We start from the raw sequence: 22,525 nt of genomic DNA on the forward strand, positions 1-22,525 counted from the left end.
TGGGGAACACGGTCCCTGTCTGTTGCAGCGCAACCACAGAAATACTTCTCGTAGTTAATCAGTCATTTAGATATTGTGGCGAAAAAAAGACGAGGCAGCAGAGCGAGTAACGGTCATGACCCCATTTACGGGCGGTCGGATTGGTGAAGAGATTCCTCAGTTCCGGCCCTTTATCTCAGGTCAAATTGATCTGGGCGGCATTTTGACAGGCACATCGGTGCGGACATTGGACGGAGATATTCCGATTGAATTCCTGTCGCCCGGAGACCGGATCATCACGCGCAATAGTGGTGCTGCGAAACTGATCGCGATCGAGGTCGATACAGTTACCGAAGCGGCGGTTGAATTCACCTCGGGATCCATTGGCGATATTGCTGCGGAAACATCTCTGATATTGCCGGCCAGCCAGCCGATCCTGTTGCGTGACTGGCGTGCCAAGGTGATGTTCGGCCAGCCGCAGGCAGTGTGCGTGGCGGGCATGCTGATCGATCACGGTTTCATCCTGGACCTGGGCGAGCGGGAGATGACCCTGCACCGCCTGATCTTCAACCGCGATCAGGTTGTCTATGCCGGTGGGCTGGAATTGATGAGCGCGCCCATGCTTCAATGGAAGCGTGCAGCGGCCTGATCTTTTCCGTTTCGTACCCCCTTGGGGTCGTTAGGCATACCGACGCATCAGCGCGCTGCTTGCCTCAGTCACACAAGGCACGCAGCAGCTTGGGCAGTTCTTCGGGCAGATCCTCGGCGATCAGGCCGGGTCCAAAGCTGCGCGCGGCCTCGACATGAAGCCATGCGGCGGTCTCGGCGGCCTGCATCGGGGCTGCGCCGCGCGCCAGCAATCCGGCGATGATCCCTGCCAGCACATCGCCTGATCCCGCGGTGGCAAGCCAAGGTGCCGCGCGCTCGTGGATTGCGGCATGGATCGACACCCGCCCGTCCGCAGCGGCGATCACGGTATCGGGGCCCTTGAACAGGATGGCGCAGCCTGCGCGCGCTGCCGCCGCGCGGGTCGCGTCCGCTTTGGAAAAGGCCGGCCCATGGAGCGCGGGGGCGTTGAGCTGTTCGGCGAGATCCGGAAACAGGCGGCTGAATTCCCCTGCATGGGGCGTCAGAACACAGTGTTCATGCAGCATCGCAAACAGGTCTTGGGGCGCATCCTGAAATGCGCTGAGCGCATCCGCATCCAGAACCGTGCCGCGAGGTCTGGCGCGGGCACAGGCAAGCGCAACCAGATCGCGTGCGCGCGCAAGTCCCAGACCGGGCCCCAGGCAGAGCGCGTTGAGGCGGTCGTCCTCAAGCAGCCTTGCCAGATCCCCTGCCCCATTGAGCGGTTTGATCATGATCGCATCTAGCCGTGCGGCATGTTCCGGCATGGCCGCGGCCTCGCAACAGAGAGACACCAGCCCTGCGCCCACCCTGAGCGCTGCGCGCGCGGCCAGTCGCGCCGCACCGCCGGCACCGGGCGGGCCGGACAGGATCAGGGCGTGGCCGTGGCTGTATTTGTGGGCACCATCGGCTTTGCCCAAGGCGATCGTCGGAGCCTGAATGTCATGTGCCGCCGATTCTGCGCCCCGGGTCAGGCCAATGTCCTTGATGACCGTTCTGCCGGATCTGCTGGGGCCCGCATTCAGCACATGACCCAGTTTGCGGGCATGAAACGTCACCGTGAGGGCGGCCCAAACGGCCTCGCCCCCCTCTCCGAGGATGCGGCCGCTGTCGCTGCACAGGCCCGAAGGGACATCCACGGCGACCGTCTTTGCCTGCGCCGCGCGATCATCGCGCCGCTCGCGCGCCCAATCGAGGAGAACCGAACTCAGCGGGCGCGTCAGCCCGGTGCCAAACAGCGCATCGACAAAAAGGTCAGCCTGATCCCCATGGCGCGGCGTGGCGGCATCAAAGGGATGCACCTTGCCCATGGCGCACCAGCGGTCGTGATTGACGCGCGCATCCCCCAGGAGTTTGGCCGGATCGCCGAAGAGATGAACCTCGACCCGCCAGCCCCATTGCTGCAAGAGCCGCGCAACAACAAAACCGTCACCGCCGTTGTTGCCCGGACCGCACAGCACCACGGCGTGATGCGGAAGCTGCGCAAGCTCGGGCCAGTGTTCGAATACCGCCTCGACCACGCCGCGCCCGGCCCGCTCCATCAGGTCCAGCCCGACAGCTGCGCCCCGGTCCATCGCGTCCTGTTCGAGTGCCCGCATCTGGGCGGCGGTAAGAAGCCCGGTCATGTCATTCGCACCCAACGATTCAATTTCGATGTCTTTTTATGCACTATGCACAAAATTTGAGCGCATCACGGAATTCCCCCGCAACCCATGCGCCCCCCTGACCTTATCAGATTGTGGCCCGAAAACAGAAGTGATCTGACCCAAGACCAACGTTCGATACGCATGCGAGGGAGCCCCAATGAAAAAAATCGAAGCAATCATCAAGCCGTTCAAGCTGGATGAAGTCAAAGAAGCCCTTCAGGAAGTGGGCGTTCAGGGCCTGAGCGTGATCGAAGTGAAGGGGTTTGGTCGCCAGAAGGGCCATACCGAGCTTTATCGCGGTGCGGAATATGTGGTGGATTTCCTGCCCAAGGTGAAAATCGAGGTTGTGCTGGACGATGATCTGGTGGATGCCGCCATCGAAGCGATCGTGAACGCCGCCAAGACAGACAAAATTGGAGACGGGAAGATCTTTGTATCCACCGTCGAGCAAGCAATTCGCATTCGGACCGGTGAATCCGGCTCGGACGCGCTGTAACGATAACTGCCATTCAATAGAGAGGACCCAACGGAATGAGCAAGGACGCAGTTCTCAAGCAAATCGCGGATGAAGACGTCGCATATGTCGATATCCGCTTTACCGACCCGCGCGGTAAACTGCAGCACGTGACAGTCATGGCCGACCAGGTCGATGAAGATTTCCTGGATGAAGGCTTTATGTTCGACGGGTCGTCGATTGCCGGCTGGAAAAGCATCGAAGCGTCGGACATGAAGCTGATGCCCGACACCGAAAGCGCATATATCGACCCGTTCTTTGCGGAAAAGACCCTGTGCATCCACTGCTCGATCGTGGAGCCCGACACGGGCGAAGCCTATGAGCGCGACCCGCGCGGCACGGCTCAGAAGGCCGAGGCATATCTTGTGTCTTCGGGCATTGGCGATGTGTCCTACTGGGGTCCGGAAGCTGAATTCTTCCTGTTCGACAACGTGCGCTATTCCAACACGATGAACAAAGTGTCCTATGAAGTGGACGCACTGGATGCGGCCTGGAACACCGACACCGAATACGAGATGGGCAACATGGGACACCGTCCCGGCGTCAAGGGCGGCTATTTCCCCGTTCCGCCCGTAGACGATGCACAAGACATCCGTTCGGAAATGCTGTCGACGATGAAAGCCATCGGCATGAAGGTCGACAAGCACCACCACGAAGTGGCCTCGTGCCAGCACGAGCTGGGCCTGATCTTCGGCAGCCTCACCAAGCAGGCTGACGAATTGCAGAAATACAAGTACGTGATCCACAACGTGGCCCATGCTTACGGCAAATCTGCAACCTTCATGCCCAAGCCGATCTATGGCGACAACGGCACCGGCATGCACTGCAACATGTCGATCTGGAAAGACGGCAAGCCTTTGTTCGCAGGCGACAAATATGCCGATCTGTCGCAGGAAGCTCTGTATTTCATCGCCGGCATCCTGAAACACGCCAAGACGCTGAACGCGTTCACCAACCCGTCGACCAACTCGTACAAGCGTCTGATCCCGGGTTTTGAAGCGCCCGTGCTGCGCGCCTATTCGGCACGCAACCGGTCGGGTTGTGTGCGTATCCCATGGACCGAAAACCCGAAAGCCAAGCGCGTCGAGGCCCGTTTCCCCGATCCGGCGGCAAACCCCTACCTGTGCTTTGCAGCATTGCTGATGGCCGGTCTGGACGGCATCAAGAACAAGATCGATCCCGGCGAGGCGATGGACAAGAACCTCTATGACCTGCCCGCAGAAGAGCTGGAAGGCATCCCGACTGTCTGTGGCTCGCTGCGTGAGGCGATTGATTGCCTCAAGGCGGATCATGAGTTCCTGCTGGCCGGTGATGTGTTCACCAAAGACCAGATCGATGGCTATATCGACCTGAAGATGGAAGAGATCGAACTGTTCGAGCACACGCCGCACCCGGTCGAATTCCAGATGTATTACAGCTGCTAAGCCAGCCTGTCGTATATGAGAAATCAAGCGGGTGCCCTATCGGGTGCCCGTTTTTTTCATCGGATCATCATGTCTTCACATTGCTATCTCATTTTCGCCAATCTTGCAGAACACAACCGTCGCGGGACAGATACTCAGGCAGGCGACATGGCAGCTTCGACGACAAGTTTTGAACAACGCATCGCGCGCATTCAGGCGCGCGCCGAAACAGGTCAGAATGACGGCTTCGTGGCCCCCGGCGTTGCCGAAGATGGTTTTAACCGCAAGGCGACCAAGGCCTATCGTCCCAAGCAAAAGGGCTCGCGCTCGGGGTACATGGTTTCCGTGCTCGGAGGATTGCTGACATCCTTTGTGGTCGTGGGTCTGGGCATGGTGGTCCTGACGAGTGGCGGCGGCAGCTTTGAAGACGTTGCAAGCGCGCTGCTGCTGGGGTCACAGTAACGCTCTGGCGTCACCTTGCCGTGACGGGACTGACACATCCCTTGATAAGCCCTCTGTCGGGGCCCACCCTGTTACCCGACCCACCTGGAGTAACAGTTCATGCCAACCGAACGAATTACCTTTCCCGGACAGTCCGGAAACGTGCTGGCGGCGCGGCTTGATCTGCCTGATGGGCCGGTTCTGGCAACGGCCGTGTTTGCCCATTGTTTTACCTGCGGAAAGGATATCCCGGCCGCGCGCCGGATCGCGGCGCGTCTTGCGGCGATGGGGATCGCGGTGCTGCGGTTCGACTTTACCGGGCTGGGCCATTCCGAGGGAGAGTTCGCCAACACCAGTTTCACCTCGAATGTCGAGGATATCGTGGCGGCCTGCCGCTATCTTGACGGGCGCGGCCTGGCACCAGAATTGCTGATCGGCCATTCCCTGGGAGGGGCGGCTGTGCTGAAGGCCAAAGCCCAGATTGCCACGGTCAAGGCGGTGGTGACGCTGGGGGCTCCGTTTGATCCCGAACATGTCACCCATAATTTTGGCGATGCCCTGCCGGATATCCTTGCAAAGGGTGAGGCCGAAGTGACCTTGGGCGGGCGCCCCTTCACGATCGGGCGCAGCTTTATCGAGGATATCGCCCAGGGTCCGCTGAGAGAGGCGATCAGCGGATTGCGGGCGGCCTTGCTGGTGATGCATGCGCCGCGCGACGAGATCGTCAGCGTGGACAATGCCAGCCAGATCTTCCTGGCGGCCAAACATCCCAAGAGCTTTGTCACGCTGGATGATGCCGATCACCTGATCAGCCGCGCGCGCGATGCGGAATATGCAGCCGGTGTGATCGCGGCCTGGGTCACGCGCTATATCGAACTGACGCCGCCTGCCCCGCCACCCGGCGCGCTCGAAGGGATCGTGCGTGTCTCGGAGGCGGATTCAGCGGGCTTTTTGCAGGATGTCAACTCGGGACCCGAGCATCATATTCTGGCCGATGAACCTCTGGCCTATGGCGGCACCAATCGCGGCCTGTCGCCTTACGGTCTGGTCTCGGCCGGTCTTGGTGCCTGCACCTCGATGACGATCCGGATGTATGCGCGCCGCAAGGGTTGGCCGCTGGACGGGATCAGCGTGGATATCACCCATAACAAGGTGCATGCTCAGGATGCCGAAGTCGCGACGAACAATCGGATCGATCAGTTCGAACGCCGCATCCGGCTGGAGGGCGCGCTGACTGGCGAGCAGCGCGCGCGGCTGCTTGAGATTGCCGACAAATGTCCGGTGCACCGCACGCTGGAGACCGGTGCGCAGGTGCTCACCACTCTGGTCGAGTAGGCCCGGTGAACGAAAAAGGGCGCGGATGACCCGCGCCCTGTCTCACATGTCGTTATCCGCGGTCAGCCGCGTGCGGTGCCAACCAGCTTCCACAGGGCCGGCAACAGCGCCGCGGCCAGTGCCAGTTTCAGCGCATCGCCCACAAGGAAGGGTGTCAGGCCCCATTGCAGGATCGGCTTGTCCCAGCCATAGAGCGTGCCCAGCCAGTACAGGCCCGGCAGATAGATCAGCACCGTGCCCACGGCCATTGCCGCCGCCATCCAGAGCACCGATTTGTCCCAGCCGCGCCGCGCCAGCGCGCCAAGTGCGACAGTGGCCAGCACATAGCCCAGCAGATAACCGCCCGTGCCGCCCATCATGTAGGACAGACCCGCCGCTTCGGCCGAGGAGCCGGCAAACACGTCAAAGCCAAGCGCGCCGATGATCATGTATCCAAGTATCGTCGCCAGACCCAGACGCGGGCCATAGGCGGCACCGATGCTGAGAACGGCAAATGTGCCCATGGTCACCGGAACCGGCCACATCGGCACTTTGATCTTGGCCGCAATCGCCAGAACGGCGATACCAAGCACCACCAGAACCGCCTGTTTGATCCGCAACGCGGTGCCATCGCGCGGGCCCAGTGCCTCGCTCAGTACCATGCCATGTGCCGTGCTCATCTATGTGATCTCCTGTCCGTAACTGGTGTTTTCACCTGAATGCCGCATCTGAAGCAGTGTCGCAAGGGGCAATTTCGCGCGGTAAGACACCGGCGGGTTGATCTGGGTCAAAGCCACGGGGCCGGACCGGGGGCATAGACTTGGCCAGTGCAACCAACAGTGAGAGGGGATCGCCATGGGCTGGATCTCGAAAATCGCAAACAGCGCCGATCTGGCTTCGGGCATGATGGAGCGCCTTGGCTCGGATTTCGCTCAGGACATCATCAACAACCCCGAAACCGGCACGCGCAAATATGCCAGCGTGGTGATGCGCTGCTCGGGGTGCAGCGATCAGGACGGCTGTGCCAAACTGCAGGCCGAGAATGACCATCTGGATCACGCCCCCTCCTATTGCCGCAATGCCGATGTGCTGGAGCGCAAGCTGCGCGCCTGATCACGCGGCCGGGCTGTACTGCGAGACCATGCGATAGGCCTTTTTGGGGCCTGTCACATCCCATGTCGCACGCCAGTTCGGCCAGTCCGAGAAATCATAGGCCACGCGGTATGTATCGGGTGGGCACAGATGCAGAGCCTCTCCGCCAGCACCGGGAATCCGGTGAAAGGCGCGGCCATCTTCAAAGAACACGTTCAACCCCTCCTCCCAGCGATAGCGCCGCGTGGCGCGCATGGGCGGGCTGTTGGCAAGGCGCAACTCTCCTGTTTCGGTATATTCCAGCGCGCCGTCTGCTGTGGGCGCGAAATCGCCCGTGCCGGTGAACTGTCCGGTGGTGCCATCCGCCTGCGTGATGGTGCGCGCAATGACCCAGAGACCCCGGAAATCAGACAATCTGCGCTCAGCCGGCATGCAGCCCCCCGATCAGCCTCGGGTTGGCTGCGCAGAACTGGATCGCAAGGTCAAAGCGTCTCAATCGGGGTTCCCAACCTTGTAGTGGCCTGCGGCGCAGTCTAAGAGCCTCGCGACAGCAAGAACAGCCCCGAAGGACACGTCATGATCCCGCGCTATTCCCGCCCCGACATGGTTGCGATCTGGTCGCCCGAAACCAAATTCCGCATCTGGTACGAGATCGAAGCCCATGCCTGTGAAGCGATGGCCAATCTGGGCGTCATCCCGCGCGAGAACGCGGATGCGGTCTGGAAAGCCAAGGATGTCGAGTTCGACGTGGCGCGCATCGATGAAATCGAGGCGGTGACCAAACATGACGTGATCGCCTTTCTGACCCATCTGGCGGAACATATCGGATCGGATGAGGCGCGTTTCGTGCATCAGGGCATGACCAGTTCGGATGTTCTGGATACCTGTTTCAACGTCCAGCTGACCCGCGCGGCAGATATCCTGATCGCGGATATCGAAGGGTTGTTGGCGGCGCTGAAACGCCGTGCCCATGAGCACAAGGACACGATCCGCATCGGACGCAGCCACGGCATACACGCCGAGCCCACCACCATGGGTCTGACATTCGCCCGGTTTTACGCCGAGATGGATCGCAACCTGAGCCGTATGCGCGATGCGCGCGCCGAGATTGCGACCGGCGCGATTTCAGGCGCGGTGGGCACATTCGCCAATATCGACCCGCGCGTGGAAGAGCATGTCTGCGACCAGCTTGGCCTTGTGCCCGAACCCATCAGCACCCAGGTCATTCCGCGTGACCGCCATGCGGCCTTCTTTGCGACGCTTGGGGTTATCGCCTCGTCGATCGAGAACATCTCGATCGAGATCCGCCACATGCAGCGCACCGAGGTGCTGGAAGCCGAAGAGTTCTTTTCCGCAGGACAGAAAGGCTCGAGCGCAATGCCGCACAAGCGCAACCCCGTGCTGACCGAGAACCTCACGGGTCTGGCACGGCTGGTGCGTATGGCCGTTATCCCGGCGATGGAGAACGTGGCCCTCTGGCACGAGCGCGACATTTCGCATTCCAGTGTCGAGCGCAACATCGGCCCCGATACCACCGTGACACTGGATTTCGCGCTGGCGCGGCTGACCTCGGTGATCGACCGGCTGGTGATCTATCCCGACAACATGATCGCCAATATGAACAAGTTTCGCGGCCTCGTGATGAGCCAGCGCGTGTTGCTGGCCCTGACACAGGCGGGGGTGAGCCGCGAGGATTCCTATCGGCTGGTGCAGCGCAACGCCATGAAGGTCTGGGAGGAAGGCAAGGATTTCAAGACCGAGCTTCTGGCCGACAGCGAGGTGCTGGCCGCCCTGAGCGCCGAAGAGATCGAAGAGAAATTCGATCTGGGCTATCACACCAAACATGTGGACACGATCTTTGAGCGGGTGTTCGGCGACGCGCCGTAACAGGGTTTTTGGCGCGCACAGGTGCTGCAAAACCGGGCATCTGCGTGCAGATCCGGCTTGAGCGTCAGAAATTCCTTTGGCGCAGCCGCGGTTTCGGGTTAGTCTGACCCTGCGTAATCCGGAGGATATCATGACGATCAAGACAATTTTGACCGCACTTGCATTGACCGTATTGCCAGCAAGCGCATTCGCGATGTGTTCTGACAAGAACTATCAGGCCATGTCCTGTGCCGAAGGCAGTGTCTGGGACATCAATACTCAAACCTGTGTCAAGCAGGTGATGAGCTAAGCGCAGGCTGCGCTTGCCCAGGAATCAAGACCTCACGATTAAGTCAGGGCGGCTCTTTCAGGGTCGCCTTGTTCACGTTGAGAGCTATGTTGCGCTCAAAGCCACATATCCAAGGAAGTCATCATGCGCCTCGCCATAGCTCTTTGCCTGTCCCTCGCGCCGGTCTGCGCCCTTGCGGCAGGTTCCGACACCCCCACCACAAGCGCTCCGAAGCCGACACAAACCACGCAGACCTGCAGCGGAATTCAGGTCTGGGATCCGGCGACCAAGAAATGCGTCAATCCGCGCGGCTCGTCCCTGGATCAGGACCTTCTGGGCGACGCGGTGCGTGAGCTGGCCTATGCCGGACGCAACGAAGACGCGCAGGGCGTGTTGCGCGCAATGGCCGATCAGGACAGCGACCTGGTGCTGACCTATTGGGGCTTTACCCATCGCAAGCTGGGCAACATGGATCAGGCCAAGATGTTCTATGACCGCGCGCTTGAAAAGAATCCCGACAACCTGCTGGCGCGCTCCTATCTGGGCCAGGGCTATGTCACGGAAGGCCGGATGATGGCTGCCAAGACGCAATTGCGCGAGATTCGCGCCCGTGGCGGTGCCGGCGGCTGGGCCGAGACATCGCTGGCTCAGGCCATCGAGACCGGCGAGACCTATAACTACTGATTGAGGGTTTTTTTACGGCTTTGCCCCTATCCTGCTGTCTGGTTTGAAACAGGCAGCAGGACCTCTCCGGCATGAGCGATGTACCCCCCTTGCCCGCCCTCTCCATACGGGGCGGGCGCGGTGATGTAACGGCCAATGATCCGCCGCGCGCACGCCGTGCCCTTGGCAAACGCGCCAAGGCCGCGGTGATCGTGCGGCTGTTGTTGAACGAGGGGGCCGATATCCCGCTTGAGGATCTGCCCGAAGATCTGCAGGCCACGCTGACCCAGCAGATGGGCCAGATGGGGCTGGTGGATCGGGACACGCTGGGCGCGGTGGTTGCCGAATTCGCAGATGAGCTGGACGGTCTTGGGCTGACCTTTCCCAAGGGACTGGTCGGGGCGCTGAACGCGCTGGATGGCAGGATCAGCCCGCAAACCGCAGCACGCCTGCGCAAGGAGGCGGGTGTGCGCCAGATGGGAGATCCCTGGGAACGCCTGAGGGGCGAAGCGATCGAGGATCTTCTTCCCCTTGCCCTGCAGGAAAGTGTCGAGGTGGCGGCCGTGATGCTGTCAAAGCTGGAGACCGGCAAGGCGGCAGACTTGCTGGGCCGCCTGCCCGGCCCGCTGGCGCGGCGCATCACCTATGCGGTGTCCCTGACCAGCAAGGTCAGCCCCGACGCGGTGGATCGCATCGGTCTGGCGCTGGCTGCCCAGCTTGAGGCAAAACCCGTTCTGGCCTTTGCATCCGGCCCGGTCGAGCGGGTGGGTGAGATCCTGAATTATTCCACCGCCAGCACCCGGGATGACGTGTTGAGCGGGCTGGACGAAACCGACGCCGATTTCGCCCGCGAGGTGCGCAAGGCGCTGTTCACATTCGCCCATATCCCCGAACGGGTGGAGGGGCGAGACGCCTCGAAAATCACCCGCGCGGTCGAGGAACCCACTCTGGTCTGCGCGCTTGCCTATGCGCGAAGTTCCGAAGATACCGCAGCGGCGGCCGAATTCCTGCTGGCCAATATGTCCACGCGTCTGGCCGATAATCTGCGCGAGCTGGTCGACGCCGCCGGCACGCCCCGCCCCCGAGAGGGAGAGGAGGCCTTGACCGCCATGGTCATCGCAGCCCGCGATCTGGCGGAAAGCGGAGAGATCACGCTGTTGCGCCCCGGTCAGGATGACGACAACGGCGAGGGTTGATCCCGCAGCGAACTTGCGCGCCTTGCCCCTCAAGGCGCTCACACGACCGGGTGCCGGTGGATCCGCGCGCGCTGTGGCAAGCGCACAGGCCGCAGGCGCTGCACGAGGGCAATGGACAACCCCGGCCCGATCCGTCAAGCACGACGTATGAACATCCGCCGCCTCTGCGCCACACCAAGCCGGCACATTCGATGAGTGCCCCCGGCGATACGACCGCCGCCGCAACCTCGCAGGGGCGCGCGATTCTGATGATGCTGGGGGCGATCCTGTGTTTTTCGATCATGGATGCCAGCGTCAAGGCACTGACGGCCAAGGTCGGCGTCATGCCCGGCCTCTGGGCGCGCTATGCGGGGCAGATGGTGATCGTTCTGATCCTGATCCTGCCGCGCATCAAAACGGTGACCAGAACCGCCTATCCGGGTCTGCAAATCGCCCGCTCGATCCTGTTGATGTGCGCGACCGGCTTTTTCTTCTGGGGCTTGTCCCTGATCACCCTGAGCAGTGCCGCCGCCCTGATGGCGGTGAACCCGGTGCTGATCACCTTGGGGGCCGCGCTGTTTCTGGGGGAAAAGCTGGGGTTTCGCCGTCTGGGCGGGATTTTTGCGGCCATGCTGGGGGCGGCCATTATCATCCGTCCGGGAAGTGATATCTTTACCCCGGCCGCCCTGCTGCCGCTTTGCGCGGCGATGTCTTATTCTGGCTATGCGCTGCTGACGCGGCTGGTGGGCCATCGCGAGGACATCTGGACCTCGCTGTTTTACACCGGGCTTGTGGGCACGGTGATCCTGAGCCTAGCCATTCCCTTTACCTGGCAGACGCCCGATGCGGCCGGGCTGGCGCTGATGCTGGCAACTGCAGGCATGGGCACGATGGGGCAGCTTTTGCTGATCCGGGCACTGACCGCAGGTGAGGCGAGCATGCTTGCGCCTTACGCCTATTGCGGTCTGATCTTCGCGGCGTTGTTCGGAATCGTATTCTTTGACGAATGGCCGGATCAGTGGACGTTGCTGGGCACACTTGTGATTGCCACAGCCGGTATTTATGTCTGGCACCGCGAAACCTATCAGCGCTGACCCAGATCCGACCATGCCTCTTGACGCCTCTCAGCTGACTGTCCGCCAACGCGCCGGGTATTTTGCCGCCAATATCGTGTTGCGGGGCTTTCTGGGACTGGTGCTGATGATCCCCTACCGCTGGCGTGTGCCGTTCATGGGCTGGGTGGTGTCACGCGTCGCTGGGCCCCTTGCGGGGTTTTCCAAACGCATCCGCCATAACCTGTCTCTGACCTTTCCTGACATGCCCGAGGACAAGATCCGCCATCTGTGCCGCGCGGTCCCGGACAATGCCGGGCGCACCCTGATCGAGAACTACTCGGGCGCGGCCTTCATCGACCGCGTCAGCGCCCATCCCCCGACGGGACCGGGCTATGCTGCGCTGCAAGAGGCGCAGGCGCAGGGCAAGCCGGTGTTTCTGGCCTCGGGCCATTTTGGAAATTACAACGCCTATCGCGCCAATCTGCCCAGATACGGATTCGAGACCGGGTCGCTTTACCGGCGCATGGCCAACCCCTATTTCAACGAACACTATGTCGCCTCGATGAAGCAGAGCGCCCCCCTGATGTTTGAACAGGGGCCATCGGGCATGCGTGGGTTGATCAAACATCTGAAATCCGGAGGCGTCGTCGCGATCCTGCATGACCTGCATGTGCATGGCGGCAGCGAGCTGAGATTCTTTGGCCAGCCTGCGGTGACATCACTGGTGACCGCTGAACTGGCCTTGAAATACGGCGCTGTGATCATCCCCTGCTATGCCATTCGCCAGCCCGACGGTCTGAGCTTCAAGCTTGAGATGCATGCGCCCATCCCGCAGTCAGACGCCATGACCATGACGCAGGCGCTGAACGATGATCTTGAAGCGATGGTGCGCGAACATATGGAGCAGTGGTTCTGGATCCACCGCCGCTGGAAGCCATGGTACGGTCTGGGCCGCGAGGATGGCGGCGGTTAATCCAGCCTGGCTGCGGCCACGATGGGCCCATGATCGACATATTGGACAAGAACCACAACAGGATCTTCGCCCTGTGCAGAGGTCGTTATCTCAAGCGGATCGGAACCGTCCCATTCGGCCATGATGACCATGTCGCTGACCACATTGGCATAGACCATGTGATGGCCTGCGTTTTCACCGCGGGTGATATCGATGCTGCGCTCGGGCGTGTATCGCAGCAATTGCACGATCATCGGATCCTTTGCCGCGCCCTGCACAAGGCTGGCGCGGATCGTGACATCGTCACCCTGGCGCGTGAGGCTCAGATCCACCTGCCGGGGCAAGGCCGCATGGGCCGCGATACGATCGGCCAGTTCCATTCCACGCGCCCCCATGACGCTGTCGGTGCCATTGACGATCATCTGCGGCGTATAGATCGACCGGCGCCCAGCGGCCACGGCATAGGCCTTCTGCCGCTCGGTATGGGCCGGGCTGGCGAATTGGTCTTTCCAGCCGATGTAGTCCCAGTAATCCACATGCAGCGCCAGCGCGATCACGTCTTCGCGCGCGGCGAGTTCATGCAAGAGCGCATCCGCAGGCGGACAGGACGAACAGCCCTGAGAGGTGAAAAGCTCGACCACCACCGGATTGGATTGCGCGGAAGCCGGGGCTGCAAACGCAAGCCAGAGCAGAGAAAACAGGGCGAGGAAGGGCTTCATTCGGACATCCGTGGCGTGGTCATTGGCTGGTCACCAGCAGATAGTGAACCCCGGATCAAATGACCAATCAAGGTTTCGAGAGAGTCTGACACAACTGTGCTGTCAAAGTTTTGTGCACAATGGTATACAAAAACGCCGCACCCCTCTTCTTTGCTGTTGATCGGACGCTGGGAACACGGCAGATAGCACCCGATCAAGACCTGTTTTACTCACCCGCTAGGGAGGCCTCAGATGCCCATTACCGTTGGTCAGGACACCGCCAAGACCCGCCGTTCCATTTCCGTGAACGGCAAGACCTTTGCCTATTACTCGATCCCCGCCGCCACCGAAGCGGGCCTGGGCGATTTTTCCAGGCTGCCTGCCGCACTGAAAGTGGTGCTGGAGAACATGCTGCGGTTTGAAGATGGCAAGACCGTGAGTGTGGACGACATCAAGGCCTTTGCCGAATGGGGTGCCAAAGGTGGCCAGAACCCGCGTGAGATCGCCTATCGCCCGGCGCGCGTTCTGATGCAGGATTTCACCGGTGTGCCCGCGGTTGTCGATCTGGCGGCCATGCGGGATGGCATCGTGGCGCTGGGGGGCGATCCGGAAAAGATCAACCCGCTGAACCCGGTGGATCTGGTCATCGACCATTCGGTGATGATCGACGAATTCGGCAACCCGCGCGCCTTCCAGATGAATGTGGACCGCGAGTATGAGCGCAACATGGAGCGCTATACCTTCCTCAAATGGGGCCAGTCTGCGTTCAACAATTTCCGCGTCGTGCCCCCCGGCACCGGTATCTGCCACCAGGTGAACCTGGAGTATCTTGCCCAGACCGTCTGGAGCGACGTGGATCAGAACGGCGACGTGGTTGCCTATCCCGATACATTGGTCGGCACCGACAGCCACACCACCATGGTCAATGGTGCCGCGGTTCTGGGCTGGGGTGTTGGCGGGATCGAGGCCGAGGCCGCGATGCTGGGTCAGCCGATCTCGATGCTGATCCCCGAAGTCATCGGCTTCAAGCTGACCGGTGCGATGCGCGAGGGCACGACCGGCACGGACCTGGTTCTCAAGGTGGTCGAATTGCTGCGCGCCAAGGGTGTCGTGGGCAAATTCGTGGAATTCTATGGCCCCGGCCTGGACACCCTGCCCCTGGCGGATCGCGCCACCATCGCCAACATGGCACCGGAATACGGCGCGACCTGTGGCTTTTTCCCGATCGACGGCGAGACGCTGCGCTATCTGCGCACCACGGGCCGGGACGAGGACCGCATCGCGCTGGTCGAAGCCTATGCCAAGGACAACGGGTTCTGGCGCGGTCCGGATTATGATCCGATCTATACCGATACGCTGGAACTGGACATGGGCACCATCGTGCCGGCAATCTCGGGCCCCAAGCGCCCGCAGGATTACGTGGCGCTGACCGATGCCAAGGCCGCCTTCACCCGTGAGATGGCCGAAACCTTCAAACGTCCGATGAACAAGGAAGTGCCTGTCGCGGGCGAGGATTACACGCTCAGCTCGGGCAAGGTGGTCATCGCGTCGATTACCTCCTGCACCAACACGTCCAACCCTTACGTGATGATCGGTGCAGGGCTGGTGGCGCGCAAGGCCGCAGCCTTGGGGCTGAACCGCAAGCCCTGGGTCAAGACATCGCTGGCACCGGGTTCGCAGGTCGTGTCGGCCTATCTCGAGGCGGCCGATCTGCAGGACGATCTGGACAAGATCGGCTTCAACCTGGTGGGCTATGGCTGCACCACCTGTATCGGCAACTCGGGTCCGCTGCAAAAAGAGCTGTCGGACGCCATCGCCGAGGGCGATCTGGTGGCAACCTCGGTCCTGTCGGGCAACCGCAACTTCGAAGGGCGCATCAGCCCGGATGTGCGCGCGAACTATCTGGCCTCTCCGCCGCTGGTGGTGGCCTATGCGCTGGCGGGAACCATGGATATCGACCTGACGACCGAGCCCCTGGCCCAGACGCCGGATGGCAAGGATGTCTATCTCAAGGATATCTGGCCAACCCAGCAGGAGATTGCAGAGCTGGTCGAGAAAACCGTCACCCGCGCCGCCTTCATCGAGAAATACGCCGATGTCTTCAAAGGTGACGAGAAATGGCAATCCGTCCAGACGACCGACGCCCAGACATACGACTGGCCGCCGCAATCGACCTACGTCCAGAACCCGCCCTATTTCCAGGGTATCACGATGGAAACCAAGAAGATCGAGAATCTCACGGGGGCCAAGGTGCTCGCGGTTCTGGGGGACATGATCACCACGGATCACATCTCGCCTGCCGGGTCGTTCAAGGAAAGCACGCCAGCGGGCCAGTACCTGATCGAACGGCAAGTGCCGGTGCGCGAGTTCAACTCGTACGGGTCGCGCCGTGGCAACCACGAGGTGATGATGCGCGGCACCTTCGCCAATATCCGGATCAAGAACGAGATGCTGGATGGTGTCGAGGGCGGCTATTCCAAGGGACCGGATGGCACGCAGATGTCGATCTATGATGCCGCCATGGCCTATCAGGCCGAAGGCACGCCGCTGGTGGTCTTTGGCGGTGAGCAATATGGCGCAGGTTCGTCACGCGACTGGGCGGCCAAGGGTACGGCCCTTCTGGGTGTCAAGGCGGTGATCGCGGAAAGCTTTGAGCGCATCCACCGTTCGAACCTTGTTGGCATGGGCGTCATCCCGTTCGAGTTCACCGGCGGCGACACCCGCAAGTCACTGGGCCTGACGGGCGAGGAAACGGTGGCGATCCATGGGTTGGACACGATCCAGCCGCTGCAGGAGGTGCCTTGCGTCATCACCATGGCAGACGGCAGCGAGAAAACCATCACGCTGAAATGCCGGATCGATACGGCGGTCGAGATCGAATACATCGAAAACGGCGGTGTACTGCATTATGTGCTGCGCAATCTGGCAGCCGCGTAAGCCTTGTTCAGAATGACAAAGGGCGTCCCTTGGGACGCCCTTCTTTATTTGGGGATATCGGCTGTGGATGATGCGCCCAGGTCCGGCACAGGTCGGGCACAGTCAATGACGCGACGGGCCCGCGCCCAACGTCAGCCCCCAGCGCCGCGTGCACGTTCGATGGCGGGGCGCATGGTCTCGGTGAGGACGCGCTCGGTAATCGGCCCGGCAAAGCGCAGAATGATCGTGCCATTGGCGTCGATCACATAGGTTTCCGGCACGCCGTAAAGCCCCCAGTCAAGGGCCATGCGTCCCGTCGCATCCGCCCCGATCGCAGCATAGGGGTCGCCCAGCTCTTCCAGGAAACGGATCGCCTTGGCAGGCTCGTCCTTGTAGTTCACGCCGAAGATCTGGATGCCCTCTTCGGCCAACGTCTCGAGATGGGGGTGTTCGACGCGGCAGGGCGCGCACCAGCTGGCCCAATAGTTGACCAGCTTGACGTCCCCCTCGCGCAGGGCGGCATCGTCAAACGACACCTTTCCGGGCAATTCGCTGAGCTGCACCGCCGGGGCCTGCTGCCCCTCGCGTGCCGAGGGCAGCGCGTTGGGATCATCGCGGAACATGCCGATCCCGGCAAAGACGGCAAATGCGCCAAAGATCACCGGCGGCGCGAGCATCAGCAGAGAGATGCGCGCCATTATGATTGGTCCTTGCGCTCGTAGCGGGCCATCTCGGCGCGCAGTTTGCGCCCGCGGATCAATGTCATCACCACAAGAATGACCAGCAGAGCGATCGAGGCCGCATAGGCCGACAACACCGCATCTGCATATTTTCCAAGATCAGGCATCATGCCTCTACCCTTTCACGCGCCTGTATCGCCTTGATGCGCCGAGCCCGGATTTCGGTTCCGGTCCGATAAAGCACCAATGCGATGAACAACAAAACAAAGCCGGCTATGCACACCAGCAGCGGGAAATAGAACACGTCCGCGATGTTTTCTTCCTTGTCGAGGCTGAGCGTCGCCCCCTGATGGAGGCCCTGGTTCCAGAACAACACCGCATAACGGCTGAGCAGCGCAAAGACCGAACCCACCAGGCACAAAACAGCCGTGAGATCGGCCGCGGTATCGGGATTCTCGATCGCTTCCCAAAGCGCGACATAGCCGAGATAGAACAGAAACAGGATCAGGAAGGATGTCAGGCGCGGATCCCAGGCCCACCATGTGCCCCACATCGGCTGCCCCCAGATCGCGCCGGTTGCCAGAGCAATCAGCGTCATCACGATACCCACGGGGGCCGCGGCCTTGGCAGCAAGGGCGCTCACATGGTGGCGGCGCACGATCCAGATCAGCGAAGTCACCAGCATCATCAGCCAGGCGTTGATCGCCATCAGTGCCGATGGCACGTGCAGATAGATGATCTTGACCGTGGATCCCTGGCGGAAATCATCCGGCGTGAAGAAAAACCCCCAGATCAGACCTACCACAAGACAGACGGCAGAGCTGATCCAGAAGAACGGCAGAAGGCGCTCGCTGGTGGCGAGGAACTTCTTTGGATTTGCATATTCCCAGAGCGACATGCGGTCTATGTAATCTCTCTCGTCAGGGTTCTCAATTCACAACCGCTAGCGCAGATTGACGCGCAGGACAGCGGCACTTGCAAAGGGCAAAAGCGCGATGACCCCGGCGCTGATCCCGGCCAGCATCAACAGGGGCGTTGTGGTCTCCAGCCCGAGGGATCCGCGACGCGCGACTTCTGCACCGAAGATCAATGTGGGCACGTACAAAGGCAGCACCAGCAGCGACAGCAAAAGCCCGCCACGTTTCAGCCCGACCGTCAGCGCGGCCCCGAATGTGCCGATCACCGACAGCGCCGGAGTGCCAAGCGCCAGCGAGATCACCACCCAGACATAGCCCTCAGGGGCCAGGTTCAGCAGAATCCCCAGCACAGGGGCGGCCAGAACCAGCGGCAATCCGGTGGTGATCCAATGGGCCAGAGCCTTGATCGACACGATGCTTTCCAGCGGCAAGGGGGCGGTGGCCAGCAGATCAAGCGTTCCGTCCTCCCAGTCCAGCGCCAGCAGCCGGTCAAGCGACAACAGGCACGCCAGCAGCGCGCCCAGCCACAAGACACCCGGCGCGATGGTCGACAACAGCTGGGATTGCGGCCCGACGCTGAAGGGCACCAGAACCGTGACGATCAGGAAAAACGCCAGCCCAAGGCCAAAACCTCCGCCTGCGCGCAGGGCAAGTTTCAGATCGCGCGCCAGAAGGGCGATCACAGGAAGCTCTCCTCGAAGGCGTCCACCGCACCGCGCGCGGCGCGGTAAGGGGCCAGTTCCAGCACCTGCGCATCCAGACCCAGTTCGATATGCGTGGCCATCAGGGCCGAACCGCCCGTCTCCAGATGGGCGCGCACAGCACCGGCGAACATCGCCACCGCGTCACGGTCCAGCGAGACCGTCGGCTCATCAAAGACCCAGATGGGTCGCCCGGTCACCATCAGCCGTGACAGGCCCAGACGGCGTTTCTGCCCGGCCGACAGCGCTCCGGCAGGACGGTCACGCAGGCCATGCAGCTTATAGGTATCAAGCGCGGCCTCGATCCCGCCCGCCCCGAACACCTGCGCCCAGAAGGTCAGATTCTCGGTAACGCTAAGCGTCGGTTTCAGCCCGTCGGCATGTCCGGCATAGGCAATGCGATCCTCTTCCCCGCTGATCTGCCCTTCAAGGGGCGGTTGCAGCCCCGCGATGGTGCGCAGCAGCGTTGTCTTGCCCACCCCGTTGGGGCCGCGCAGGATCAGGGCCTGTCCCGGCTCGAGCGTGAAGGATACCCCCTGCAGGACGGGTACACCGCCGCGCGCAATGGAAAGATTGGTGACGGACAGGGTCATGCACCCCCTGTAACCTATTGGGGCTGGGCGCAAAAGCGCAAGATCGTCTCAGCGCGGTTTCAGACGGCCAGCATGGCCAGCGCGACGCGGCGCCCTTCGGAGAGCAGCACGTTATAGGTGCGCGCCGCCGAAGGCGAGCTCATGACTTCCAGCCCGATCCCCTGCTCTTCCAGGGTGGCGCGAAAGGGCGCTGGCACATGGGCAATCTCGGAGCCGGTGCCGACAAACAGCACATCGATCTGCCCGGCAAGTGAGCTCAGCCGGTGCAGATCGTCATATCCGCCCCAGCCATGAGTTCCACTTGGCCCCGTCAGGATCGCGCCTTGATGGACCTCACCACCCACGCGGAAGAACCCGGGGCCATAGCCCTCGATCGGCATGGCATCGGTATAGACGACTTCATTCAGACGCATGGCGTTACTCCCAAACAGGCAGGGACAGAATGGCAGACCCTGCGATGATTCCATAGGCGATTGCGCGATACATGGTTTCGCGTTCCGGCCGAAACAGGGCCGCCCCCAGAATATTGCCTGCCAGATAGGGCAGCGTCACCATGAAACCAAGAGCGATATACTCGGGCTCGAGGCGGTCAAACAGCCAGAGCAGTGCCAAAAGCAGGGCATCGACGACCAGCAGATAGATCATCAACGTGGCCCGCACCACCTGCGCCGGATGGGCGCTGGCCATGTAGAGCATGATCACCGGCGGGCCGGGCAAGCCCGTCGATCCGCCCAGAAACCCGCCCAGCATTCCGGTTCCGACAATTGTCTTGGTGCCCAGCACGCCGCGATAGCGATAGCCCGAGGCCAGCAGGACCAGCAGGGTCAGCGAGATTAACGACACGGCATATCGGAACACGTCTGTGGGCAGTTGCCCCAAGGTCCAGACCCCCAGCGGCAGCGCAATGACCAGCCCGATCAGAAGGCGTCCCATATCGCCGGGGTGGCGTTCGCGCAACGCACGCGGCAGGTTCGGCAAAGGGCCGATCGCATCCATTATGGTCATCGAGATCAGCGCCGCAAACGGACCGACGATGCTGGTGGCGATGGGCATATAGACCATCGCCGTGCCGAACCCGCAAAAACCGCGCACGATTCCGGCCAGAAAGGCCACCGAAATCAACCATCCCAGCCCCGGCAAAGCCGAGACCTGGGCGAACAGATCAGGCATCCACGTTGGCGAATTGATTGCCCGTGGTGTCGGTGGGTTTGGACCAGTCGCGCTTGACCCCCAGATAAAGCAGGATCGCAGAGGCCACGAAGACCGAGGAATAGGTCCCCACGATCACGCCCCAGATCATCGCGAATACAAACCCACGGATCACGTCCCCACCCAGAACAAACAGCGCGATCAGCGCCAGCAGCGTGGTGACCGATGTCATCATGGTGCGGCTGAGGGTTTCGTTGATCGAGATGTTGAGAACTTCGCTCAGGGGTCTTTTCTTGTACTTGCGCAGGTTCTCACGGACGCGGTCGAAGACCACGACCGTATCGTTCAGCGAATAGCCCACGATGGTCAGAAGGGCCGCGATAATGGCAAGGTCGAACTTGATCTGAAGCTCGGAAAAGATGCCGATGGTCAGGATCACGTCATGCACCAGCGCCACCACCGCGCCGACGGCAAACTGCCACTCGAAGCGCAGCCAGATATAGACAAGCACCGCCCCGATCGCGAGAACGACCGCGATGATGGCCGTGGTGATCAGTTCACCCGAGACTTTTGGACCGACGGATTCCACCGATACGAACTGGATATCGGGCACCACCTCAAGCAGGGCCGCCTCGACCCGTTCGATCACATCCGTGGTCACGGATTCCTGGCCGTCCTGAGCCTGGATGCGCACCATGGCCACGTTCTGATCCTCTGCGAATGTCGGATCGAACACTTCGGTGATGGTGATATCACCCAGTTCCAGCGCCTCCATCGCAGCGCGATATTGCGCAACGTCAATGGTTTGCGTGCTTTCCGTGCGGATCGTGGTGCCGCCGCGAAAGTCGATGCCATAGTTCAGGCCCTGAAGCAGGAAGGACACCAAAGCCACGACCATCATGCCGCCGGATATGCCCAGCCAGAGCTTCCATCTGCTGAAGAAATCGAAGGAGGTGTTCTCTTTGACAAGTTTCAGACGCATCTTACACCTCGATCGTTTTCGGACGGCGCCGTTCGAACCAGATGACGATCATCAGGCGCGTGACGAAGATCGCTGTAAAGACAGAGGTGAGGATGCCCAGACCCAGCGTGATCGCAAAACCGCGCACCGGGCCAGAGCCCATCGCATAAAGGATCACGGCCGTGATGAAGGTGGTGATATTGGCGTCCAGAATGGCGCTGAGCGCCTTCTCATAGCCCAGTTCAATCGCCCGAGCCGGGCCCTTGGCGGACTTCAGCTCTTCTCGGATCCGCTCAAAGACAAGGACGTTGGCATCCACCGCCATCCCCACGGTCAGCACGATCCCGGCAATGCCCGGCAGCGTGAGCGTGGCACCGATCAAGCTGAGCAGGCCAAAGATCAGGGCGATGTTCAGGATCAGGGCGATATTGGCGAACAGGCCGAACGTGCCATAGCTGAGCGCCATGAACACAAGAACGGCGGCAAAGGCGACGACGGTAGCAAGGCGTCCCGCGTCGATGCTGTCCTGACCCAGTTCCGGGCCGATGGTGCGTTCTTCCAGAAATTCGAGGCCCGCAGGCAGGGCACCGGCACGCAGCAGCACGGCGAGGTTCGTGGAGTCCTCGACGTTGAAATTGCCGGTGATGATGCCGGATCCGCCGGGGATATGGGACTGGATCACCGGGGCGCTGATCACCTCGTCATCCAGAACGATGGCGAAGGGATTACCAATGTTTTCAGCGGTATAATCGCCGAACTTGCGCGCGCCGGTCGGGTTGAAGCGAAAGTTCACCGCGGGGCGGCCGTTCTGATCGAACGAGGGCTGGGCATCCACCAGTTCTTCGCCGGTCACCACGGGGGCGGATTCCAGGATATAGAAGATGCCCGCCTCAT

General features: G+C 61.4%; 26 protein-coding genes. 13 read left to right on the forward strand and 13 right to left on the reverse strand.

The window, feature by feature from the left end:
* Window positions 1–115: 115 nt before the first annotated feature.
* Entirely contained in the window at window positions 116–628 is a 513-nt protein-coding gene (locus WAO69_RS00520) for a Hint domain-containing protein (protein WP_422175638.1), read from the forward strand.
* A gap of 64 nt (window positions 629–692) precedes the next feature.
* Here WAO69_RS00520 and WAO69_RS00525 read toward each other — a convergent pair whose 3' ends face one another.
* Complete coding sequence (locus WAO69_RS00525; protein ID WP_422175640.1) at window positions 693–2,231, reverse strand: NAD(P)H-hydrate dehydratase; 1,539 nt, start codon at window positions 2,229–2,231, stop codon at window positions 693–695.
* Between the two features lie 178 nt (window positions 2,232–2,409).
* Here WAO69_RS00525 and WAO69_RS00530 point away from each other — a divergent pair, with 178 nt between their 5' ends.
* From WAO69_RS00530 to WAO69_RS00545, 4 genes are all read left to right on the forward strand, one after another.
* A complete protein-coding gene (locus WAO69_RS00530) occupies window positions 2,410–2,748 on the forward strand; it encodes a P-II family nitrogen regulator (protein WP_422175642.1) in 339 nt (112 codons plus the stop codon).
* A 35-nt stretch (window positions 2,749–2,783) separates the two neighbouring features.
* Complete coding sequence (gene glnA, locus WAO69_RS00535) at window positions 2,784–4,190, forward strand: type I glutamate--ammonia ligase (protein WP_422175644.1); 1,407 nt, start codon at window positions 2,784–2,786, stop codon at window positions 4,188–4,190.
* 147 nt (window positions 4,191–4,337) lie between these two features.
* Complete coding sequence (locus tag WAO69_RS00540; protein WP_422175646.1) at window positions 4,338–4,631, forward strand: hypothetical protein; 294 nt, start codon at window positions 4,338–4,340, stop codon at window positions 4,629–4,631.
* A 99-nt stretch (window positions 4,632–4,730) separates the two neighbouring features.
* Window positions 4,731–5,945: an alpha/beta fold hydrolase gene (locus tag WAO69_RS00545; protein WP_422175648.1), complete on the forward strand. Its 1,215-nt coding sequence runs from the start codon at window positions 4,731–4,733 to the stop codon at window positions 5,943–5,945.
* 62 nt (window positions 5,946–6,007) lie between these two features.
* Here the strand turns inward: WAO69_RS00545 and WAO69_RS00550 are convergent, their stop codons facing one another.
* Window positions 6,008–6,604: a biotin transporter BioY gene (locus WAO69_RS00550; RefSeq protein WP_422175650.1), complete on the reverse strand. Its 597-nt coding sequence runs from the start codon at window positions 6,602–6,604 to the stop codon at window positions 6,008–6,010.
* 175 nt (window positions 6,605–6,779) lie between these two features.
* On the opposite strand from WAO69_RS00550, the gene WAO69_RS00555 reads away from it, so the two are divergent.
* On the forward strand, window positions 6,780–7,037 hold the full coding sequence (locus tag WAO69_RS00555) for a DUF6455 family protein (RefSeq protein WP_422175652.1): 258 nt from the start codon (window positions 6,780–6,782) through the stop codon (window positions 7,035–7,037).
* Here the strand turns inward: WAO69_RS00555 and WAO69_RS00560 are convergent, their stop codons facing one another.
* On the reverse strand, window positions 7,038–7,448 hold the full coding sequence (locus WAO69_RS00560) for a DUF6314 family protein (protein WP_422175654.1): 411 nt from the start codon (window positions 7,446–7,448) through the stop codon (window positions 7,038–7,040). It abuts the gene before it with no gap.
* A 144-nt stretch (window positions 7,449–7,592) separates the two neighbouring features.
* Between WAO69_RS00560 and purB the strand changes: the two genes are divergently transcribed.
* The 6 genes from purB to WAO69_RS00590 all read left to right on the forward strand — a co-directional run bounded on the left by purB (window position 7,593) and on the right by WAO69_RS00590 (window position 13,037).
* A complete protein-coding gene (purB, locus tag WAO69_RS00565; RefSeq protein WP_422175656.1) occupies window positions 7,593–8,903 on the forward strand; it encodes an adenylosuccinate lyase in 1,311 nt (436 codons plus the stop codon).
* Between the two features lie 130 nt (window positions 8,904–9,033).
* Complete coding sequence (locus WAO69_RS00570; RefSeq protein ID WP_422175658.1) at window positions 9,034–9,192, forward strand: carbohydrate-binding module family 14 protein; 159 nt, start codon at window positions 9,034–9,036, stop codon at window positions 9,190–9,192.
* A gap of 123 nt (window positions 9,193–9,315) precedes the next feature.
* Window positions 9,316–9,855 (forward strand): hypothetical protein, encoded by a 540-nt coding sequence (locus tag WAO69_RS00575; RefSeq protein ID WP_422175660.1) that lies wholly within the window; start codon window positions 9,316–9,318, stop codon window positions 9,853–9,855.
* Between the two features lie 71 nt (window positions 9,856–9,926).
* Complete coding sequence (locus tag WAO69_RS00580) at window positions 9,927–11,030, forward strand: flagellar motor switch protein FliG (protein WP_422175662.1); 1,104 nt, start codon at window positions 9,927–9,929, stop codon at window positions 11,028–11,030.
* A gap of 191 nt (window positions 11,031–11,221) precedes the next feature.
* Entirely contained in the window at window positions 11,222–12,103 is an 882-nt protein-coding gene (locus tag WAO69_RS00585; protein WP_422175664.1) for a DMT family transporter, read from the forward strand.
* Between the two features lie 13 nt (window positions 12,104–12,116).
* Complete coding sequence (locus tag WAO69_RS00590) at window positions 12,117–13,037, forward strand: lysophospholipid acyltransferase family protein (RefSeq protein ID WP_422175666.1); 921 nt, start codon at window positions 12,117–12,119, stop codon at window positions 13,035–13,037.
* Here the strand turns inward: WAO69_RS00590 and WAO69_RS00595 are convergent.
* A complete protein-coding gene (locus tag WAO69_RS00595) occupies window positions 13,034–13,735 on the reverse strand; it encodes a DUF1223 domain-containing protein (protein WP_422175668.1) in 702 nt (233 codons plus the stop codon). The two genes, WAO69_RS00590 and WAO69_RS00595, sit on opposite strands and share 4 nt — an antisense overlap.
* 231 nt (window positions 13,736–13,966) lie before the next feature.
* Between WAO69_RS00595 and acnA the strand changes: the two genes are divergently transcribed.
* On the forward strand, window positions 13,967–16,651 hold the full coding sequence (gene acnA, locus WAO69_RS00600) for an aconitate hydratase AcnA (protein ID WP_422175670.1): 2,685 nt from the start codon (window positions 13,967–13,969) through the stop codon (window positions 16,649–16,651).
* Window positions 16,652–16,782: 131 nt separating this feature from the next.
* Here acnA and WAO69_RS00605 read toward each other — a convergent pair whose 3' ends face one another.
* The 9 genes from WAO69_RS00605 to secD form a co-directional block, all read right to left on the reverse strand.
* Window positions 16,783–17,328, reverse strand: coding sequence for a DsbE family thiol:disulfide interchange protein (locus WAO69_RS00605; protein ID WP_422175672.1), 546 nt, complete (start codon window positions 17,326–17,328; stop codon window positions 16,783–16,785).
* Window positions 17,328–17,480 (reverse strand): heme exporter protein CcmD, encoded by a 153-nt coding sequence (gene ccmD / locus WAO69_RS00610; RefSeq protein WP_422175674.1) that lies wholly within the window; start codon window positions 17,478–17,480, stop codon window positions 17,328–17,330. The genes WAO69_RS00605 and ccmD overlap by 1 nt, the downstream gene beginning before the upstream one ends.
* Window positions 17,477–18,208 carry a heme ABC transporter permease gene (locus WAO69_RS00615; protein WP_422175676.1) on the reverse strand — a complete coding sequence of 244 codons (732 nt, stop codon included), beginning with the start codon at window positions 18,206–18,208 and terminating at the stop codon, window positions 17,477–17,479. The genes ccmD and WAO69_RS00615 overlap by 4 nt, the downstream gene beginning before the upstream one ends.
* Window positions 18,209–18,253: 45 nt before the next feature.
* The gene (gene ccmB, locus WAO69_RS00620; RefSeq protein ID WP_422175678.1) at window positions 18,254–18,910 is read right to left on the reverse strand and encodes a heme exporter protein CcmB; all 657 of its coding nucleotides are present in this window, start codon (window positions 18,908–18,910) and stop codon (window positions 18,254–18,256) included.
* The gene (ccmA, locus tag WAO69_RS00625) at window positions 18,907–19,521 is read right to left on the reverse strand and encodes a heme ABC exporter ATP-binding protein CcmA (protein ID WP_422175680.1); all 615 of its coding nucleotides are present in this window, start codon (window positions 19,519–19,521) and stop codon (window positions 18,907–18,909) included. The genes ccmB and ccmA overlap by 4 nt, the downstream gene beginning before the upstream one ends.
* A 59-nt stretch (window positions 19,522–19,580) precedes the next feature.
* Window positions 19,581–19,934, reverse strand: a complete 354-nt coding sequence (locus WAO69_RS00630) for an Mth938-like domain-containing protein (RefSeq protein ID WP_422175682.1) — start codon at window positions 19,932–19,934, stop codon at window positions 19,581–19,583.
* Between the two features lie 4 nt (window positions 19,935–19,938).
* Window positions 19,939–20,691, reverse strand: a complete 753-nt coding sequence (locus tag WAO69_RS00635) for a sulfite exporter TauE/SafE family protein (protein ID WP_422175684.1) — start codon at window positions 20,689–20,691, stop codon at window positions 19,939–19,941.
* A complete protein-coding gene (secF, locus tag WAO69_RS00640; RefSeq protein ID WP_422175686.1) occupies window positions 20,684–21,652 on the reverse strand; it encodes a protein translocase subunit SecF in 969 nt (322 codons plus the stop codon). Before secF ends, WAO69_RS00635 begins: the two co-directional genes overlap by 8 nt.
* A 1-nt stretch (window position 21,653) precedes the next feature.
* The coding region (secD, locus tag WAO69_RS00645; RefSeq protein WP_422175688.1) for a protein translocase subunit SecD at window positions 21,654–22,525 on the reverse strand (872 nt) is incomplete at its 5' end.

This window comes from Aestuariivita sp. (assembly GCF_049276915.1).
In the GTDB taxonomy this organism is placed as follows: Bacteria; Pseudomonadota; Alphaproteobacteria; order Rhodobacterales; family Rhodobacteraceae; genus Aestuariivita.

Coding starts and splice junctions, on each gene's coding strand:
- WAO69_RS00520 (WP_422175638.1), top strand. CDS start 116: ATGACCCCATTTACGGGCGGTCGGATTGGTGAAGAGATTCCTCAGTTC.
- WAO69_RS00525 (WP_422175640.1), bottom strand. CDS start 2,231: ATGACCGGGCTTCTTACCGCCGCCCAGATGCGGGCACTCGAACAGGAC.
- WAO69_RS00530 (WP_422175642.1), top strand. CDS start 2,410: ATGAAAAAAATCGAAGCAATCATCAAGCCGTTCAAGCTGGATGAAGTC.
- glnA (WP_422175644.1), top strand. CDS start 2,784: ATGAGCAAGGACGCAGTTCTCAAGCAAATCGCGGATGAAGACGTCGCA.
- WAO69_RS00540 (WP_422175646.1), top strand. CDS start 4,338: ATGGCAGCTTCGACGACAAGTTTTGAACAACGCATCGCGCGCATTCAG.
- WAO69_RS00545 (WP_422175648.1), top strand. CDS start 4,731: ATGCCAACCGAACGAATTACCTTTCCCGGACAGTCCGGAAACGTGCTG.
- WAO69_RS00550 (WP_422175650.1), bottom strand. CDS start 6,604: ATGAGCACGGCACATGGCATGGTACTGAGCGAGGCACTGGGCCCGCGC.
- WAO69_RS00555 (WP_422175652.1), top strand. CDS start 6,780: ATGGGCTGGATCTCGAAAATCGCAAACAGCGCCGATCTGGCTTCGGGC.
- WAO69_RS00560 (WP_422175654.1), bottom strand. CDS start 7,448: ATGCCGGCTGAGCGCAGATTGTCTGATTTCCGGGGTCTCTGGGTCATT.
- purB (WP_422175656.1), top strand. CDS start 7,593: ATGATCCCGCGCTATTCCCGCCCCGACATGGTTGCGATCTGGTCGCCC.
- WAO69_RS00570 (WP_422175658.1), top strand. CDS start 9,034: ATGACGATCAAGACAATTTTGACCGCACTTGCATTGACCGTATTGCCA.
- WAO69_RS00575 (WP_422175660.1), top strand. CDS start 9,316: ATGCGCCTCGCCATAGCTCTTTGCCTGTCCCTCGCGCCGGTCTGCGCC.
- WAO69_RS00580 (WP_422175662.1), top strand. CDS start 9,927: ATGAGCGATGTACCCCCCTTGCCCGCCCTCTCCATACGGGGCGGGCGC.
- WAO69_RS00585 (WP_422175664.1), top strand. CDS start 11,222: ATGAGTGCCCCCGGCGATACGACCGCCGCCGCAACCTCGCAGGGGCGC.
- WAO69_RS00590 (WP_422175666.1), top strand. CDS start 12,117: ATGCCTCTTGACGCCTCTCAGCTGACTGTCCGCCAACGCGCCGGGTAT.
- WAO69_RS00595 (WP_422175668.1), bottom strand. CDS start 13,735: ATGAAGCCCTTCCTCGCCCTGTTTTCTCTGCTCTGGCTTGCGTTTGCA.
- acnA (WP_422175670.1), top strand. CDS start 13,967: ATGCCCATTACCGTTGGTCAGGACACCGCCAAGACCCGCCGTTCCATT.
- WAO69_RS00605 (WP_422175672.1), bottom strand. CDS start 17,328: ATGGCGCGCATCTCTCTGCTGATGCTCGCGCCGCCGGTGATCTTTGGC.
- ccmD (WP_422175674.1), bottom strand. CDS start 17,480: ATGATGCCTGATCTTGGAAAATATGCAGATGCGGTGTTGTCGGCCTAT.
- WAO69_RS00615 (WP_422175676.1), bottom strand. CDS start 18,208: ATGTCGCTCTGGGAATATGCAAATCCAAAGAAGTTCCTCGCCACCAGC.
- ccmA (WP_422175680.1), bottom strand. CDS start 19,521: ATGACCCTGTCCGTCACCAATCTTTCCATTGCGCGCGGCGGTGTACCC.
- WAO69_RS00630 (WP_422175682.1), bottom strand. CDS start 19,934: ATGCGTCTGAATGAAGTCGTCTATACCGATGCCATGCCGATCGAGGGC.
- WAO69_RS00635 (WP_422175684.1), bottom strand. CDS start 20,691: ATGCCTGATCTGTTCGCCCAGGTCTCGGCTTTGCCGGGGCTGGGATGG.
- secF (WP_422175686.1), bottom strand. CDS start 21,652: ATGCGTCTGAAACTTGTCAAAGAGAACACCTCCTTCGATTTCTTCAGC.